We start from the raw sequence: 17,105 nt of genomic DNA, 5'->3' as shown, positions 1-17,105 counted from the left end.
AGCTGGAACTACGGTCTCAACCGGGGGCCGGACCGGGCTCCACCCGCAACTTACCCGCATGTCACGACTGGGCGGCGCCCGCCTATGTCATGGCATACCTTCCGATGGCGGCCGTTGGAACCCGTTTCCCCAGCTTCCGTGGTTCCAGCTCCCGTTCCACCAGCTCCCGTAGTCCCCGCTTCCGTTTCACCAGCCCCCGCAGTCCCCGCTTCCGTTCCACCAGCCCCCGCAGTCCCCGCTTCTTCGTAGTCCTTCCCGGTCTCATGTCCCCTCTCGGCTACCGTCGCTCCACGCCTTCCGCGTCCTCTGCAGAGAGTGGCGCGTTTCGGGCATTGCCCGATGGTCGGGCGGCGCGCGGGACGGCGCGGGCATTGGCGTTGTTGGTCGATCGCATTGTCACACTGGGATCGACCGGGACCTCTGAGGTGCTCGAACGCGCGGCGGTGCGCGACGCGCTCCGGCTCTTCACGGCACGCATTCGCGAAGGGGCGATGTTGTGCCGTGTCCTCGAGGGGCAGTTTGTGCTGGCCGGTGAGGCCGTGGACCGGGGGCTGACCCGCGATGATCCGCTGCTGGCTGGCTTGCTGTCGCGCTGCATTGCGCACGGTGTCGGCGGTATGACGGTGCGCCAGGGTGCAGCGCCGGGAGAGCTGTTCACACTGGCATCCATGCTGGCCGCACCACCGCGCAGCGGGGATGCTGGTCCCTTCTCGAGCGATACGCCGACGACACTGAGTAGTGTCGGCCCCGAACTCCCGCCGCGTGAGTTGCTGCGCTCGTGGAGCGTGCTGGTCACGCCCGCCGAGTTGCCGTCCGCATTCCAGCGGCAGGCGCCGGAGCAGGGCATCGCGGCCATCAGTGCGACCATGGCGGATGGTGCCGGAGCGTCGCCCACCGCCGCTGCACTGACACGTCTCATTGCGGCACACAGTGATGACGCGGCGAATGCGGCCGTCGACCAGCTCGCGCACCTGCTGGATGAGGCGGAGTTCCGGGGCGAAGCGCGGGTGGTGGAGGGGATCGCTCGCGCATGTATGGCGCAGTTGCATACGGTGGGCGCGGGCAGTGGACGGCTCGCACTGGAGCGTCTGCTGCGCCGCTTGCAGCACCGTCGTACGCTCGAGCTTCTGGGTGAACGGCTGCCACATGTGCCCGATCGTCTCACGTTGCTCGAGCTGTTCGCGCGCGCCGGCGAAATCGCCGTGGAGATTCTCGTGAATCAGCTCATGCGCGTGCAGGACGCAACAGCCCGTCGCGCATACTTCGACAGCATCGTCTCGCTCGATCTCGGCGCCACGCTATTGTTCGATCTGGTGCGCGATTCACGCTGGTTCGTGGTACGCAACGCCGTGGCTCTGCTCGGTGAGATGGGTGTGGAGCACGCGGATATCGCCATGCTGCCCCTGGTGTCTCACGACGATGACCGCATTCGCATCGCGGTGTCGCGCTCACTGTTGCGTCTGGGCACGGCCAAGGCCCTGGCCGGCCTGCATGGACTGATCGACGATCGCAACGCCGAGGTGCGTCGCATCGCGGCAGCGGCCTACGGACTCACGTCGACGGCCAGCGGGAGTGTTCGCCCGCCTGCGGCCCGTCTCGCCATGGCACTCGAGCGCGAAACCGACGAAGACGTGGCACTCGAGATGTTGTCGTCACTCGGACGACTGGGCTCCGCCGACGCGATCCAGCGGTTGCTGCGCATTGCGTTGCCGCCCCAGCAACCACAGGACGGCTCCGAGCGTCCCGCACCCAAGGATTCCTACCTGCGCGTGGCCGCCATCGAGTCGCTGCTGCGGGCACGAGGGCAGGCGGTGGTGCCGGCACTCGAAATCCTGAAGCACGATCCGGACCCGAATGTGGCGGCGGCGGCGCAGCGGCTGGACAGCTAAGAGGGTTCGTCAGATTTCAAGCGAGAGACTTCAGAGTTCTGAGATCTGAAATGTGAAATCTGACGGATATAGAAGGTGAGAAAACAGACCGTCCTAGATGTCAGAGGCCTGAGTGCACGGGGCGCACTGCCTTCTGTCATGACGCGCAGACAGCAGCCTATCCGGCGCACACGAAAGGTGGCCGGCGCTAGTGCTCAGGCTTCTGAATGTCTAGCAGGTCTGATTTCTCATCCCTCTATATCCGTCGGATCTCAGATGTCTGATCTCAGATATCTGAGACCAGAATCCCGCCCTATCGGTCCGTGAAGTCCGTCGCCGCACTCACTGTCCGGCAGGTCTCCGCGATCAGTGTCGCGGCCCGATCGAGATCTTCCAGCGACACCATCTCGTTCGGTGAATGCATGTAGCGGTTCGGGATGGACACGAGGCCTGTCGCCACGCCGCTGCGGGCGAGCTGCATGGCATCGGCGTCGGTGCTGGTGAAGCGACCCGCAGCGTGAATGGAGTACGGCATCTCGAGACGCTGGGCCGTTTCCGACAGCAGGCGGTACACCACCGGAGACACCACCGAGCCGCGTGTGAGGACCGGTCCGCCTCCCAGATTGTGCTCGCCGATCTCTTCCTTCTTCACGCCAGGATGATCGGTCGCGAACGTGACATCCACCGCGATCGCCATCGTGGCGTCCTGCGAATGCGCCGCGACACGCGCGCCGCCACCGGAGTAGCCTATCTCTTCCTGCGCCGTGGCCGCGGCGACCACGCGTGCATGCCCAGGATTCTGCGCATAGCGACGCAGCGCCTCGAGCACCACGAACGCACCGATACGATCGTCGATGCTGCGCGAGACGATGCGATGGTTGGGCATGTCCATCGTGCGTGAATCGATCACCCCCGCATCACCCACCTGCAGCAGCTCCTGCGCCTCGGTCTTGTTCTTCACGCCGATGTCGACCCACAGGTCGGTGATCTTCGAGGCCTTCTCGCGCTCCTCGGGCTTCATGAGGTGAATCGCCTTCTTGCCGATCACCCCGAACACGTCGCCATTGCGCCCGATGAATCGCATGCGCTGCGCGACCAGCACCTGCGGATCCCACCCGCCGATCGGCTCAAAATAGACGTAGCCGTTGTCGTCGATGTGCGTGACGATCACACCGATTTCGTCGATGTGGCCGGCGAGCAGAATCGTCGGTGCATCGGGGCCGCCAGTACCTTCGACGGTCGCGTAGGAATTGCCGATGACATCGGCGCGGATGGCCGACGTGAACGCGGCCGCTTCGGCGCGCCAGACGCGCGCGGGTGCACCTTCGAAACCCGAGGGACCCGGGGTGTCGAGCAGGCGCTTGAGGAAGGCGATGGAAGAGTCGGAAAGCATCCCGGAAATATACGTGGTAGCTTGTGGCATGATTCTCCTCCTCATTGCGATCGGGCTTGGCGCCGGCATCCTGTCCGGTGTCTTCGGAATCGGTGGCGGGATCGTGATTGTCCCGGCGCTGATCTATCTCGCGAAGATGCCGCCGCAGCAGGCCGCGGGGACCTCACTCGCGGCGCTGGTCCTGCCCATCGGCGCCGCCATCGGTGCGGTCACCTACTACCGCGCCGGTCAGTTGCAGGTGAAGGACGCGCTCTACATCGCGCTCGGCATGGCCGTCGGTGCATACCTCGGCGCGTTGCTCTCCACTCACCTCGACGCCAACGTCCTGCGCAAGGCATTCGCGGTGCTGCTGCTCTTCATGGCCGTCAAGCTCTGGCTGGGCTGAACGCCGCCGCTGCCTTTGCTATTGTGTCGGCGGCTCGCCGACGTGATCCCCGTCGCGCCGAGCATTTCCTTCGTCGCTACGCTCCTCGGAAACGAGTCGGCGCTATGGGGAACACGTCGGCTCGCGGAGACCCACTTACCAACGGCGCACCCGTCGTTCGCTGTTGGGTTCCTCCCGGATCTCAACGCGTCGCCCTCTTCGACGCTCCATCGGCGTCACTCGCCGCCATCGCAGCCCTCAGTCCGCCGGCGCGTGGGCTGGTGGCGGCTCCCCGACGACTCGTTCCCGAGGAGCGCAGCGACGACGGGAATGCTCGGCGGGGAACGCCATCCTGTCCAAAGCGCCGAGCGCGCACCCCCGTAGTTACGAGATGCGAACCGCGTGACGCCGATCGATCGGGGAAAAGAGCGACGGGTTGAAGATGCGCGCCATGGTTTCGATGCCGTCGACGACGCGCGGACCGGGTCGGGTGGTGAGACCATTGGCGTCCATGGCCCACACCGCGCGACCGGACAGCCACGACCATTCGGGCTGCGCGAGACAGGCGCGCGCCTCGTCGGCCGCGGCGGACACGCCGTAGCCGCACTGCGCAAACACCACGATCTCCGGATCCGTGTCACGCAACGCGTCCATGTCGACCGGCACCGAATGCGTGCCGGCCACTCCCATCACGTCGATACCACCCGCGCGGCGGATCTGCTCCGGGCCCCAGTGCCCGGCCAGGTACACCGGTGCCGTCCACTCCACGAGCGCCACACGTGGACGCGGGGCCTTCGCCGCCTTGAGCGTTTCGTGCACATGTCGCACCCGATCGTGCAGGCCGGCCAACAACTCCTCGGCCTCGTCCAGCGCGTCCATCACGACAGCGACCGCGCGAATGTCGTCGTAGATGCCATCGAGCGAGGTGCCACCCAGCGTCACGACCTTTGGAGTGGGCGAGAGCCGATCGGCCAGGGCGCGTACATCCGACTCGCGCACCGCGCACACTTCGCAGAGCGCCTGCGTGAGCAGCACATCGGGGTGCAAGGCCTTGATGCGGCTCTCGTCGAGCGCGAACAGGGCGATGCCGTCGGCACTTTGTGCGCGCACGGCTTCATCGATGGCACCTGGGTCATGCGTGTCCGGCAACGCACTCTTGGTCACCCGTGCCCGTGAGCCCACGATATCCGGGTAGTCACACTCATGCGTCACACCGACGAGTGAGTCGGTGGCGCCGAGCAGAGCGACGATCTCAGTGGCGGCCGGTAGCAGTGAAACGAGACGCACAGGGATCTCCGGGAAGTTGAATTTCTGCTTCTTGCAAGAGATTCACGAACACGGCACGCCGGTTTACGGTCTAGGCGCCGCCTCATACACCGTCTTGCCGCCGACATACGTGGCAAGAACCTTGGTCTTCAACACCAATTCCACCGGCACGCGCATGATGTCCTGATCGAGCATGACAAAATCGGCGTACTTCCCCGCAGTGATCGATCCGAGATCCTTCTCCTGGAACCCTGAATACGCTGGCCAGATCGTCATGCTGCGCAACGCGTCTTCGCGCGTCATCTTCTGCTCGGGAAACCAGCCACCGGCCGGCCAGTCGCGTCCGTCCTGTCGGGCGATGGCCGCATGGAACGAGATGAGCGGATTTACTTCTTCCACCGGAAAGTCGGAACCGTTCGGAATGATCACCCCGGTCTGCAGCAGCGACTGCCAGGCATAAGCACCGTAGAGACGCGTGGGACCAAGGCGCTTGCCGATCCAGTACATGTCGCTCGTCTGGTGGCTGGCCTGCATGGAGGGGATCACGCCCAGCTGTGCGAAGCGCGGGATGTCCTCGTAGTGCAGGATCTGCGCGTGTTCCACGCGGAAACGATGGTCCACACGCGGCACCCTGCCGATGGCGCGTTCGTACGCGTCGAGCACCACACGATTGCCGCGATCACCGATCGCATGCGTGTTGATCTGGAAGCCCGCCTTGAGACCCGCTTCGGCCACTTCCTGGATGTGCGCCGGAGCGGATAGCAGCAGGCCGTTGTTGTTCGGGTCATCGCTGTAGGGCTCGAGCAGTGCGGCACCGCGTGATCCCATTGCGCCATCGGCGTACAACTTGACGGCGCGTACCCATACCTGACCGTTGTGCAGCCCGGATCGTGGACCCTGGGCGAAGTAGTGACGCAGCGCCGTCGAATCGTCACCGATCATGACGTACAGGCGCAGGTTGAGCTCCTGCTTTTGCGCCATGTCTTCGAACAGATCGATGTTGCTGCGTGACGCACCGGCATCGTGCATACCCACCAGGCCGAACGAATGCATGCGGGCCACGGCATCCTTGAGCGCCGACCGCATCTCTTCGCGTGTGAACTCCGGCACCTTGGCGCCCACGATGCCCTGCGCGCGGTCGATGAGTACGCCGGTGGGATTACCCTGCGCATCCTTCAGGATCTTGCCGCCGTCCGGATCCTTGGTGGTGCGTGTGAGTCCCGCCAGTTGCATGGCGGCGGTGTTCACGAACCCGGCGTGACCATCCACGCGTGTGAGAATAACCGGATGATCGGGAATCGCCGCGGACAGTTGCGCGTGGCTCGGGAAGCGTGTGTCGGCCCATGCATTCTGGTCCCATCCACGACCGGTGATCCAGGTGCCCTTGGGCAATGTCTTCGCCTTCTCAGCGACACGCGCGATCACTTCGTCGAGACTCTTCGTGCCCACCAGGTCCACGGCCCGCAGTTTCTGCGCGAGACCCGCAAAGTGGGCGTGCGCATCGACCATGCCCGGGATGATGGTGCGGCCCTGCGCGTCGAGCACGCGGGTGGATGCGCCCTTGAGCATCGCCGCTTCACGCTGCGAGCCCACAAACACCACCCGGCCATCGCGCACGGCGAAGGCTTCAACCAACGGACGCGCGTCATCGGCCGTGTAGACGCGCGCGTTGGTGACGATCAGATCAGCCGGCGGCGTGGATTGCGCACTCAGAGAAAACGGAGTGACGAGCAGCGCGGCGAAGGCAAGGCGGGAGAGAGACATCAACAAACGAACCAGCGGAGGGAAGGGGATCGAGGGGAGGTCCTTCGAATATTCCCTGTGGTACGCCCAGGCGACAGCCGCAGATGGGAGGTGGGTTGTAGGGGGCTCGGTGAGAGGTGCGATGTGAGAAGTGGTAGGACTGGGCAAGCTCCTACGCGCAGAAGCTTGTCCAGCCTACCACCTAACACTTACAGCGTACTACCGAGCCCCCTAAAACTCTGATCCTGCATCTTCACGGCAATGACTCGGTCGAGCGAGCGCTACCGCCCCGGCGGCAACATCACCGCATCGATCCCGTGAATGACACCATTCTTGGCGGCAATGTCGGTCTGGGTGACGTGTGCGTTGTTGATCATGGGAGTGTTACCCATGACCGAAATCTTGGCCTCCTGTCCTTCCACCGTCTTCTTGCCCGAACCCGCCAGCTTCACGGCGTCGGCAGCCGTGATCTTGCCGGCCACCACGTGATACAGCAGCACGCTGCGCAGACGCGAACGGTCCTTGGCGAGCGCCTCCAGCGTACCCGGCGTCAGCTTGGCAAACGCTTCATCGGTGGGGGCAAACACGGTGAACGGTCCCGGCCCACGCAACGTCTCGGTGAGGCCGGCATCGCCGAGCAGCTTTGTCAGCGTCTTGAAGGACCCGGCGGCCGCAGCGGTTTCGACGATGTCCTTGTCCTGGGCATACATCGCTCCCGGGGCGAGGGCAACGGCAGCAGCAACGATCGCAGACCATGGGCGCATGAAGAACTCCAGGCAAAAGTTCGGTGGTCGCGATGTAGGCGACACCGGGCCAGTCCGAGCGGGAAAGGAGCGGCCTGCAAGTTATACCAGCCCAAGGGGCTGCATGATCCGAATATTCGCCCCGAACGGCGCCGGGGCCGTCACGATCAGGACTGCCAGTCGAGATCGACGACGACCGGCCGGTGATCTGAGCCAACATCGTCCCCCACCCATGCCCCTCTCACCGAAAACCAGGCGGGAGATACCAGGACATGATCGATGCGGATGCGCATCCACGTTCCTTCGTGTTTGGTGTAGCCGAACCCGGTGCCCCGTGCCTCGAAGGCATTGGTGAGCGATCGCCAGTATCGACGATAGATTGAGCTCTCCACGGGCATGTTGAAATCGCCCATGACCATGATCGGCGTCTCGCTGGCGCGGCGTGCACTCCAGTACGCGGCACGCTCGGACTCCCGCAGGCGAATTTCCGCGTTCGCTGCCACTCGGCCCAGGTCGGCCGATCGTGGTAGTTCGGGCATCCCCGTCCGGTCGTTCAGTACACCGTCCGCGCCGAGCAGCATACTGAGGCCTTTGCGTGCCGTCTCGAGGTGCAACGTGACGAGTTCGAACGGTCGGTGTGGATGTGCGATGGTGAACCGCACCACGTGCGCGGCGCCGCCAAGTCCCAATTCGGCAACCCGGGCAAAAGCCGCCCGAGGCATGGTGTCCTGAGCCACAATGGGCCATTCGCTCATCACGCACATGCCGTACACGCGGGCGACGTGTCGGCCGCGTCGCTCGGACAAGCGCTGGAAGAACCCTTCTCCGCATTCCTGGAAGGCGAGCACCGACGGCGCATACCGGGCCAGCATGGCATTCAGCTGCGCCGACACCGCCTCGCCGCCCTGCGCATTGAGCGTCAGTACACGTATGCCCGTTGGATTGCCTTCCGAGGATGGGACCGGAGAGAGTGAGAATGGCTGGTCGGTTTGCAACGTCCACCGAAAGCCCATGATGAGCATCACGCCAATCACGAAGCCCACCCCAAGTGGCAGCAACGCCCGTCCCGCCGAGATGATGGCCATGGGCAGGAGCAGGAGCAATGGCGTCAACACGACCCAGCGTGGGCCATACAGCAGCAATGTGAAGGGGAGCCATCGCTCTGAAAACGTGATCAGCCCGACCCATGCCACGACCATGCCAGCGAACCACATCCACGCCGCCATCGTGGTGAGACGAGTGGTTTTGCTTCCCCAGCGCAGGTCGGCGCGTGATGCGGGTACATAAGCCGCCACGCCGCGAAGGACACGACGGACGGCTCCGCGTAGACGCGAGCCTGGGGATTGCCGCGTCCGGCCGGCAGTCGGCGCCGCATATGGTGCTGAGCGGCTGGTGGTGTGATCACCCGTGGCACGGTGCGCACCCGAACGCCCTCCATCAGAAGTCGCGCGGCGCGAGGAGGTGCCATGGGTGGACCCACGTCCTGCGGCGGGCTCACCGGACGACTGGTTCGTCGGCTTGCTGATGGTGATCGGCCGGCCGCAGATGCAGCGCACCGTGCGGCCGAGGTGTGATTCGTCGGTGTGCAACGATCTGCCGCACGCGCAGAGAATCGAGAATCCGCTTGGGCCCGATGTCATCGTGTCGAGCCCTGGAGAGGGTCAGCGGAGGATCGCGCCGATGACGACGGACTCGAGAATGCCCAGCCCGAAGTAGGCGATCAATACGGAGATGTCGATCATGCCGATCGTCGGGATCACGTTGCGCAACGGGGCCAGGAACCACTCGGTGAGGGTGTATGACCAGCCCCACCACTTGGAGTACGGACTGCCGCCCACCCAGCTCGAGATCACACGCGCCATGAGTGCAATGCGCAGCACGCTGAACGTCCACTTTACCAGCACGGCAGCCAGCGAATAGCCGGACGTGGTGGCCAGCAGCAGCATGAGGATCTGGTCGCGCAAAAACTGGATCGTCGACAGCAGCAGCAATCCACCGATGATCACTGCGGCGAGTGCCCACCACGGCGCGGAATACGGTGTGCCGCCAGCGCGAAGCACCCGGCGTTCCATGGGGGCGATCAGCCAGGGATCGATGCGTTCGCGAATGAGGCGCGCCGCTGGGGAAAACGGCGACAGCCGTCTCGTGCGCACGGCCCAGGAGCCGATCGCGCCTGCAGCCGCGAGGGTTCCCGCGGCGAACACCATCGGACGCATGAGCAGGAGCAGACCATCGAGCAGTCGGACCACAGTTTCGATCATGAGCGAATACTACCCCGTCAGAGAGCCATCAGCACGTTGGTGAACTGCGGATCGGGCGCTGTCCGCCCTGCACGAGCTTCGTAATCCGCGAGTTGGTCGGGCAGAATTTTTCCTACCCCGAAGTACCGGCTTTCGGGGCGCCAGAAATACCAGCCACTGACGCTGGCTCCCGGGATCATCGAGTAGCTCTCCGTGAGCGCCATGTCCGCCTGTCCCACCGCGTCGGTCAGGGCAAAGAGCGTACCCTTCTCCCGGTGGTCCGGGCAGGCTGGATAACCCGGAGCAGGCCGGATGCCCTGGTACTGTTCGTCGATAAGGGCGTCGTTGTCGAACTGCTCGCTGGTGGCGTATCCCCAGAACTCCGTGCGCACGCGGTGGTGCAACCGTTCGGCCAGGGCTTCGGCCAGCCGGTCCGCCAACGCCTTCGCCATGATCGCGCCGTAGTCGTCGTGCTTGGCGTGAAACTCTGCCACCAGCGCGTCGAGGCCATGGCCGGCCGTCACCGCAAACGCCCCGACGTAGTCGAGGACTCCGCTGTCCTGCGGCGCCACATAGTCAGCGAGACAATAGTTCGGCCGTCCGTCGCCCTTCTTGTCCAGTTGCTGCCTCAGCATGTGCAGTGTGGCGATCGGCGCACGGGTCTCCGCATCGGCATACAGCACGATATCGTCGCCATTGGCCTGCGCGGGCCAGAAACCGAACACGGCACGGGCTTCCACGAGACGCTCGCGTACGATGCGATCCAGGAGCTGCCTGGCATCCGCGTACAGCGACGTGGCGGTTTCGCCCACCACGTCGTCGTCGAGAATTGCCGGAAAACGGCCCGCCAGCTCCCACGTCTGGAAGAAGGGCGTCCAGTCGATGAACGGCACCAGATCTTCGAGCGGGTAGGGCGCAATCGCCTGTGTACCGGTGAAGTGCGGTACGGGCACCGGAATCGAGAGGTCGATAGGCACGCGATTGGCGCGTGCGGCCTCGATGGGGATCAAACGTTCTGCTCCGCCACGGGCCGCTCGCGCTTCCCGAATTTCAGCGTACTCCCGCCGCAGCGCTTCGACATAGGCGCCGCGGCGTTCCGGGCTCAACAGGCTGCTGGTGACGCCAACGGCACGGGAGGCATCGAGCACGTGCACCACCGGACCGCTGTAGACCGGCTCGATCTTGAGTGCCGTGTGCGCCTTGCTGGTGGTCGCCCCGCCAATGAGCAACGGGATCGTGAAACCCTGACGCTCCATCTCACTGGCCACGAACGACATCTCCTCGAGGCTGGGCGTAATCAGGCCGGAGAGTCCGATCACGTCGGCCTCGATCGCGCGTGCCTTCTCGAGAATGGTGGCACAGCTCTGCATCACGCCAAGATCGACGATTTCGTAGCCGTTACACTGCAGCACCACGCCCACGATGTTCTTGCCGATATCGTGCACGTCACCCTTCACCGTGGCCATGAGCACGCGCCCGGCTGAACGGGTGTTGGCCGACTTCTGTGCCTCGATGAATGGAATGAGATGCGCCACGGCCTTCTTCATCACGCGCGCGCTCTTCACGACCTGCGGCAGGAACAGCTTGCCCGCTCCGAACAGATCGCCCACAATGTTCATGCCGCGCATCAACGGCCCTTCGATCACTTCGATGGGGTGCGCGACCAGGAGACGCGCTTCTTCCGCATCAGCCGTGACGTAGGCGTCGATGCCGTGCACCAGTGCGTGGGAGAGGCGATCCTCCACCGGCAATGCACGCCACGCTTCGTCCTCCACCGCGCGCGCTGCGCGGCCTTTCACCTGCTCGGCCACCTCCATCAACCGCTCGGTGGCGTCCGGGCGACGGTTGAGCACGAGATCTTCGACGCGCTCCCGCAGATCGGGCGGAATGTCTTCGTACGGCACGAGCTGTCCGGCATTCACGATGCCCATGTCCAGCCCCGCGCGGATGCCATGGTACAGGAACACCGCGTGTATGGCTTCGCGCAGCGGGTTGTTGCCGCGAAACGAGAAGCTCACGTTGCTGACCCCGCCGCTGACCTTCACGTGTGGCAGCGTGGCCTTGATTTGCCGGGTCGCCTCGAAGAAATCGATGGCGTAGTTGGCGTGTTCTTCGATGCCTGTACCGATCGCGAAGATGTTCGGGTCGAAGATGATGTCCTGCGGCGGGAAACCCACCTGCTCGGTGAGCAGCGCATAGGCACGCCCGCAGATGGACACGCGCCGCGCGACCGTGTCTGCCTGACCGTCTTCGTCAAAGGCCATCACGATCACCGCTGCGCCATACCGTCGCACCAGACGGGCCTGACGCAGAAATTCCTTCTCCCCTTCCTTGAGCGAGATGGAATTGACGATCCCCTTGCCCTGCAGGCACTTGAGACCGGCCTCGATGACGCTCCACTTGCTCGAGTCCACCATGACGGGGACACGCGCGATGTCGGGCTCGCTGGCGACCAGGTTGAGGAACGTGGTCATGGCACGCTCAGCGTCGAGCAGTCCTTCGTCCATGTTCACGTCGATCACCTGCGCGCCACTCAGCACCTGCTGGCGAGCCACCACCAGTGCGTCTGCGTAACTCCCCTCGAGAATCAGCTTCGCAAAACGCGCGGATCCCGTGACATTGGTGCGCTCGCCCACGTTCACGAAGTTCGTGGTCGGCCCTATGGTGAACGGCTCGAGGCCACTCAGGTGAAGGCGTGGCTCCGGCGTCGGTACCGCGCGTGGGGTGACCCCGTGCACAGCCTGCGCGATGGCCGCAATGTGTGCCGGCGTCGTGCCGCAGCATCCTCCCACGATGTTCACCAGACCGCTGCGGGCCCACTCGCCGATCTGCCGCGCCATGTCCTCGGGCGTCTCGTCGTAGCCCCCAAAGGCGTTGGGCAATCCGGCGTTGGGGTGTGCACTGACATGGCAATCGGCGATACGCGACAGCTCCTGCACATACTGGCGAAGCTGGTCGGCACCCAGCGCACAGTTCAGGCCAATCGAAATCGGCTCGACGTTTGCCATCGAGTACCAGAACGCCTCGGCCGTCTGGCCCGACAAGGTGCGCCCGCTGGCATCGGTGATGGTGCCGGAGATCATCACCGGGAATCGGGTGCCCGTTTCCTCGAAATAGCGCGCGATGGCGAAGAGCGCGGCCCGCGCATTGAGTGAATCGAAGATGGTCTCGACGAGCAGCACATCGGCGCCGCCGTCGATCAACCCGCGTGTCGCCTCGAGATAGGCATCCACGAGCTGATCGTACGTGACATTCCGCGCACCCGGGTTCTCCACCTCGGGCGAAATGCTTGCCGTGCGGTTCGTGGGGCCCAGCACGCCCGCCACCCAACGCGGACGGGTCGGATCCTGCGTTTCGAACTCGTCCGCCACCCGCCGGGCCAGTGCCGCGCCGGCCACATTGAGTTCATAGGCCAGAGACTCCATGCCATAGTCGGCCATGGAGATGGTGTTGGCATTGAACGTGTTGGTCTCGAGGATGTCGGCGCCGGCCGCGAGATACTCACGATGGACGTCCGCCACGATCTCCGGCTGCGTAAGCACCAGGAGGTCGTTGTTGCCCTTGAGATCCTGCGGCCATTCAGCGAACCGGCCGCTGCCCCGGTAGTCGGCCTCGGTGAGGCGATGGCGCTGCAGCATCGTGCCCATGGCGCCGTCGATAACCAGCACCCTCTGACTCAACGACTCCTCGAGTCTGGCAATGCGGGTGGTGCGCGCCGAAGTGGCCGGCGACGATAGGGTCACGGCGGATTCTTGCATAGATTCAAGCTATCTATGACCACCCCAGTCGAGCAGCACCCCGCGAGTATTCATGCGGGCGATCCATCGCCCCGAGCAGCCCTTCTGGAACGGCTGCTCGACCCCGACCAGGTCGTGGTCTTCGATGGTGCCATGGGCACGATGCTCTACGCACGTGGGGTGTTCATCAACCAGTGTTACGACGAACTGGTGTTGCGTAGCCCGGACCTGGTGCGCGATGTGCACGCGGCATATGCCAAGGCCGGTGCCGAGGTGCTCGAAACCAACACCTTTGGCGCCAATCGCACGAAGCTGTCGCAGTACGGCCTGGAGGGTCAGGTCGAGGCCATAAATCGTCGCGCAGCGGAAGTCGCTCGTGAGGCGGCGGGTGACCGGCGACTGGTCGCGGGCGCCGTGGGGCCGCTGGGCGTGCGCCTCGAGCCGTATGGTCCCACCAGTCGCGACGAGGCGCGTGCGATCTTCGCCGAACAGATGCGTGCGCTGCTCGCAGGCGGCGCTGATTGTTTTGTGCTGGAGACGTTCGCCGATCTCGACGAGTTGCAGCAAGCCATCCTGGCGGCCCGCGAAGTGAGTGCCACGGCGCCGGTGATTGCTCAGGCGACGATCGGTCCGGATCTGCGTACGTCGTTTGGTGCGACGCCTGAAGACGTGGCCCGCGCCCTGGATCGCTGGGGTGTGGATGTGATCGGCCTCAATTGTTCGGTAGGGCCGCAGACCATCCTCGAGGCGATCGAGCGCATGATCGCGGTCACCGATCGCAAGCTTTCGGCGCAACCCAACGCGGGCATGCCACGTGACGTGGGTGGGCGTAGCATGTACATGGCCAGCCCCGAATACATGGCCAGCTACGCACGCCACCTGGTGCAGGCGGGTGCCAAGATCGTCGGCGGGTGCTGCGGTACGACACCAGAGCACATCAAGGCGATGGCGGAGGGCATTCGTCCGCTGGCGCCGCGTACGCGCGTGCAGGTGGGCAATACGGCGGAATGGCCCGCCGAGGGGGCCGCCAAGATCGGTCGCGATGCGGTGCCCCTGGCGGAACGCTCACGCCTGGGCGCCAAGCTCGCGGCGGGGCAGTTCGTCACAAGCGTGGAGATTGTGCCGCCCCGCGGGATCGACACCACAAAGCTGGAGCAGGACGCCGCATCGCTGGCCAAGGCCGGCGTGGATGCCATCAACGTGCCCGATGGTCCACGGGCGCAAAGCCGTATGGGCGCCATTGCCACCAGCCTGATCATCGAGCGGCACGGCATCGAAGCCGTGACCCACTATGCCTGCCGCGATCGCAATCTGCTTGGCATGCTCAGCGATCTGCTCGGTGCCTCGGCGCTGGGACTGCGCAATCTGTTGCTGGTCACCGGTGACCCGCCGAAAATGGGTCCCTATCCTGACGCCACTGCGGTGTTCGACATCGACGCGATTGGTCTGACGAATCTCGTGTCCAAGCTCAATCGTGGTCTCGATCCGGGCAAAAACCCCATTGGCGAGCCCACTCGCTTCGTTGTCGGTGTGGGGGTGAATCCTGCGGCCATCGATCCAGATCAGGAGCTCCGGCGTTTTCACTGGAAGGCGGAAGCGGGCGCTGAGTATGCCATCACGCAGCCCGTGTTCGATCCCGCGCAACTCGAGAAATTCCTCGCGTCAGTGCAGGATATCCGCATTCCGATCGTGGCCGGCATCTGGCCGCTGGTGAGCGCCCGCAACGCGGAGTTTCTCGCCAATGAAGTACCCGGGGTGACGGTGCCGGAGGCCGTGCTGCAGCGCATGCGACTGGCCAGCAGCAAGAGCAAGGAGCACGGGGTGGCCGAAGGTATCGCCATCGCCCGCGAGGCACTGGAGCAAGTCCGTGGATCCGTGCAGGGCGTGCAGGTCAGCGCCCCGCTCGGGCACGTGGCCTATGCGCTCGAGGTGCTCGCGCCCTGATGCTCGGGGAGTGAGCGATACCATCCGGCGCCGAGCGCGCCGGATGCCATGCAGGATACGAGAACCATCCATTGCATCACTGGTAGCCCCGCCACGCCAAAGACGGCAGGCAGGCACGCCGGGATCACCACACCGATCGCGGGGGCCAGCAGAGCGGCTGATCGGCCCGCATGCATAGCCCGTCGTGCCCACCAGCCGATGGGGGCGTAGAGAGTCAGCAGCCAGGCGCATAGCACCAACGGGGCAAATCCGTCGTCCACCTCGACGAGAGACTGCAGCATTGCCCAGCCCAGCGTCGGCACCAACGCGAGTGACGCACTGTGTTCTTCGCGCGTGCCGCCGCGCGATATCGAATGCGACAACAGCCGCAGGTGGTCGGTTGAGGTGACCGCTGAGAGCGTGAGCGGGCGTGGATCGTCTGGCGCGCGCTGCGCAAAGGCACCTGGCAATCGCAGCACGGGCACGTTGAGGCCCCAGTCCCATGCCCGTCGTGTCACGAGCAGCTCAGCAGCCAGTCCGTGTTCGGCGATCATCAGCAGTGGCGCACTGTCGGCTGGCATGTGCACGAACAGCAGTGGAATCCGACTGCCATTCGGATCGTAGCCTCGCACGGTCACTGCTGCATCGAAATGCAGCACCTCGCGATCTGCCGACAGAATGATCGGACCACTCCATCCTCGAGTGGCCCGATGGCCATTCACCACGGCAGAGTCATTCGGCGCCTCATACCAGGGATGGGTGGGCACATGCCGGTAGGGACTGGGTTCGATGACCGCAAGGCTCTCGTCTCTCAACGCCGATGCCCGCCATGGTCCACGAGGGCCTAGAGCCACGCTGGTGAGGATCAGCGTGGTGCTCGCTATCGCGGTCCAGATGAGCGCGAGATGCCGTGCTTGCGCGCCTGTGCGTGCGATCAGCTCCGGGAGGTGCCGCGCAGCCCAAAAGCCAGCCAGGGCACCGGTGGTATTCGACAGCACATCGGCTATGGCCGACGATCGACCAGCGGGAATACCGATCGACTGCAAAAACTCCACCGTCAATGAAAAGATCGCCCCGACCAAGGCGGCCTTGAGCCAATCGCGGCGACGGGGCGGCCACCACCAGGCGAGTGCCGCGCCGAAGGGCATGAACAACACCACATTGCTGACCACATCGGTCAGCCACAAATCGCCACAGGCCAGACACCACCGTGGTGGCATCCGGCCTGGATCGATGGCATTGCCCGGGAGCAGCGTCGCCGCCACGATGACGGCGACGCTGACAACCAGAGCGAGCGTGCGGCCGATGGCCCGCACCGGTGTCTCCTTTAGCGCAGAACCGCCTTGGCGATGGTCTGCAACTGCATGTTGCTCGTGCCCTCGTAGATCGTGCCGATCTTGGCATCGCGGTAGAACTTCTCCACCGGGTACTCGCGCGTGTAGCCGTAGCCGCCGAAGAGTTCCACACACAGCGACGTCACACGCTCGCACATCTGCGAAGCATACAGCTTGGCCATCGCACCTTCACGCGCGATGTCGCGGCCGGCGTCCTTGAGACGCGCCGCGTTGTACACCATGAGGCGCGCAGCTTCGAGCTCGGTGGCCGCCTGCGCGACCTGGAACTGAATGCCCTGGAACTCGGCCAGTGCCTTGCCGAACTGCTTGCGTTCCTTGAGGTACGCGGTGGCGGCGTTGAGCGCGCCCGCTGCCACACCGATCATCTGCGCACCGATGCCGATACGGCCTTCGTTCAGCGTTTCGATGGCGATCTTGTAGCCCGAGCCCACTTCACCGAGCACGTTGGCGTCGGACACGAACACGTTCTCGAA

Annotated in this window: 12 protein-coding genes; 3 read left to right on the top strand and 9 right to left on the bottom strand. The window is 64.6% G+C overall.

The features are described 5' to 3' along the window. Positions 1-263 precede the first annotated feature (263 nt). Positions 264-1,889 (top strand): HEAT repeat domain-containing protein, encoded by a 1,626-nt coding sequence (locus tag VGE27_RS03225; RefSeq protein ID WP_331048193.1) that lies wholly within the window; start codon positions 264-266, stop codon positions 1,887-1,889. Between the two features lie 292 nt (positions 1,890-2,181). Here VGE27_RS03225 and VGE27_RS03220 read toward each other — a convergent pair whose 3' ends face one another. Beyond that, positions 2,182-3,261: a M42 family metallopeptidase gene (locus tag VGE27_RS03220; RefSeq protein ID WP_331048192.1), complete on the bottom strand. Its 1,080-nt coding sequence runs from the start codon at positions 3,259-3,261 to the stop codon at positions 2,182-2,184. 28 nt (positions 3,262-3,289) lie between these two features. Here VGE27_RS03220 and VGE27_RS03215 point away from each other — a divergent pair, with 28 nt between their 5' ends. Next, positions 3,290-3,646 carry a sulfite exporter TauE/SafE family protein gene (locus tag VGE27_RS03215; RefSeq protein ID WP_331048191.1) on the top strand — a complete coding sequence of 119 codons (357 nt, stop codon included), beginning with the start codon at positions 3,290-3,292 and terminating at the stop codon, positions 3,644-3,646. A gap of 363 nt (positions 3,647-4,009) precedes the next feature. Here the strand turns inward: VGE27_RS03215 and VGE27_RS03210 are convergent, their stop codons facing one another. The 6 genes from VGE27_RS03210 to metH all read right to left on the bottom strand — a co-directional run bounded on the left by VGE27_RS03210 (position 4,010) and on the right by metH (position 13,375). Then, entirely contained in the window at positions 4,010-4,912 is a 903-nt protein-coding gene (locus VGE27_RS03210) for an ABC transporter substrate-binding protein (protein ID WP_331048190.1), read from the bottom strand. Between the two features lie 63 nt (positions 4,913-4,975). Then, positions 4,976-6,655 (bottom strand): amidohydrolase, encoded by a 1,680-nt coding sequence (locus VGE27_RS03205; protein WP_331048189.1) that lies wholly within the window; start codon positions 6,653-6,655, stop codon positions 4,976-4,978. A gap of 260 nt (positions 6,656-6,915) precedes the next feature. Continuing rightward, entirely contained in the window at positions 6,916-7,398 is a 483-nt protein-coding gene (locus VGE27_RS03200) for a fasciclin domain-containing protein (RefSeq protein ID WP_331048188.1), read from the bottom strand. A gap of 146 nt (positions 7,399-7,544) precedes the next feature. Next, positions 7,545-8,672 (bottom strand): endonuclease/exonuclease/phosphatase family protein, encoded by a 1,128-nt coding sequence (locus VGE27_RS03195; protein ID WP_331048187.1) that lies wholly within the window; start codon positions 8,670-8,672, stop codon positions 7,545-7,547. A gap of 366 nt (positions 8,673-9,038) precedes the next feature. After that, the gene (locus VGE27_RS03190) at positions 9,039-9,638 is read right to left on the bottom strand and encodes a YggT family protein (protein ID WP_331048186.1); all 600 of its coding nucleotides are present in this window, start codon (positions 9,636-9,638) and stop codon (positions 9,039-9,041) included. 17 nt (positions 9,639-9,655) lie between these two features. Then, positions 9,656-13,375: a methionine synthase gene (gene metH / locus VGE27_RS03185; RefSeq protein WP_331048185.1), complete on the bottom strand. Its 3,720-nt coding sequence runs from the start codon at positions 13,373-13,375 to the stop codon at positions 9,656-9,658. Positions 13,376-13,390: 15 nt separating this feature from the next. Here metH and VGE27_RS03180 point away from each other — a divergent pair, with 15 nt between their 5' ends. Next, entirely contained in the window at positions 13,391-15,298 is a 1,908-nt protein-coding gene (locus VGE27_RS03180) for a bifunctional homocysteine S-methyltransferase/methylenetetrahydrofolate reductase (protein WP_331048184.1), read from the top strand. Here the strand turns inward: VGE27_RS03180 and VGE27_RS03175 are convergent. Further along, positions 15,271-16,593 (bottom strand): VanZ family protein, encoded by a 1,323-nt coding sequence (locus VGE27_RS03175; RefSeq protein ID WP_331048183.1) that lies wholly within the window; start codon positions 16,591-16,593, stop codon positions 15,271-15,273. The genes VGE27_RS03180 and VGE27_RS03175 overlap by 28 nt on opposite strands. Positions 16,594-16,604: 11 nt before the next feature. Then, positions 16,605-17,105, bottom strand: a 501-nt coding sequence (locus VGE27_RS03170; protein WP_331048182.1) for an acyl-CoA dehydrogenase family protein, incomplete at its 5' end; no start/stop codon positions are given.

The organism is Gemmatimonas sp. (assembly GCF_036405635.1).
Classification (GTDB): domain Bacteria; phylum Gemmatimonadota; class Gemmatimonadetes; order Gemmatimonadales; family Gemmatimonadaceae; genus Gemmatimonas.
The sequence above is the reverse complement of the archived record's forward strand: the minus strand, read 5'-3'. Positions and strand labels throughout refer to the sequence as shown.

Coding starts and splice junctions, on each gene's coding strand:
- VGE27_RS03190 (WP_331048186.1), bottom strand. CDS start 9,638: ATGATCGAAACTGTGGTCCGACTGCTCGATGGTCTGCTCCTGCTCATG.
- VGE27_RS03225 (WP_331048193.1), top strand. CDS start 264: ATGTCCCCTCTCGGCTACCGTCGCTCCACGCCTTCCGCGTCCTCTGCA.
- VGE27_RS03220 (WP_331048192.1), bottom strand. CDS start 3,261: ATGCTTTCCGACTCTTCCATCGCCTTCCTCAAGCGCCTGCTCGACACC.
- VGE27_RS03200 (WP_331048188.1), bottom strand. CDS start 7,398: ATGCGCCCATGGTCTGCGATCGTTGCTGCTGCCGTTGCCCTCGCCCCG.
- VGE27_RS03205 (WP_331048189.1), bottom strand. CDS start 6,655: ATGTCTCTCTCCCGCCTTGCCTTCGCCGCGCTGCTCGTCACTCCGTTT.
- metH (WP_331048185.1), bottom strand. CDS start 13,375: ATGCAAGAATCCGCCGTGACCCTATCGTCGCCGGCCACTTCGGCGCGC.
- VGE27_RS03180 (WP_331048184.1), top strand. CDS start 13,391: ATGACCACCCCAGTCGAGCAGCACCCCGCGAGTATTCATGCGGGCGAT.
- VGE27_RS03215 (WP_331048191.1), top strand. CDS start 3,290: ATGATTCTCCTCCTCATTGCGATCGGGCTTGGCGCCGGCATCCTGTCC.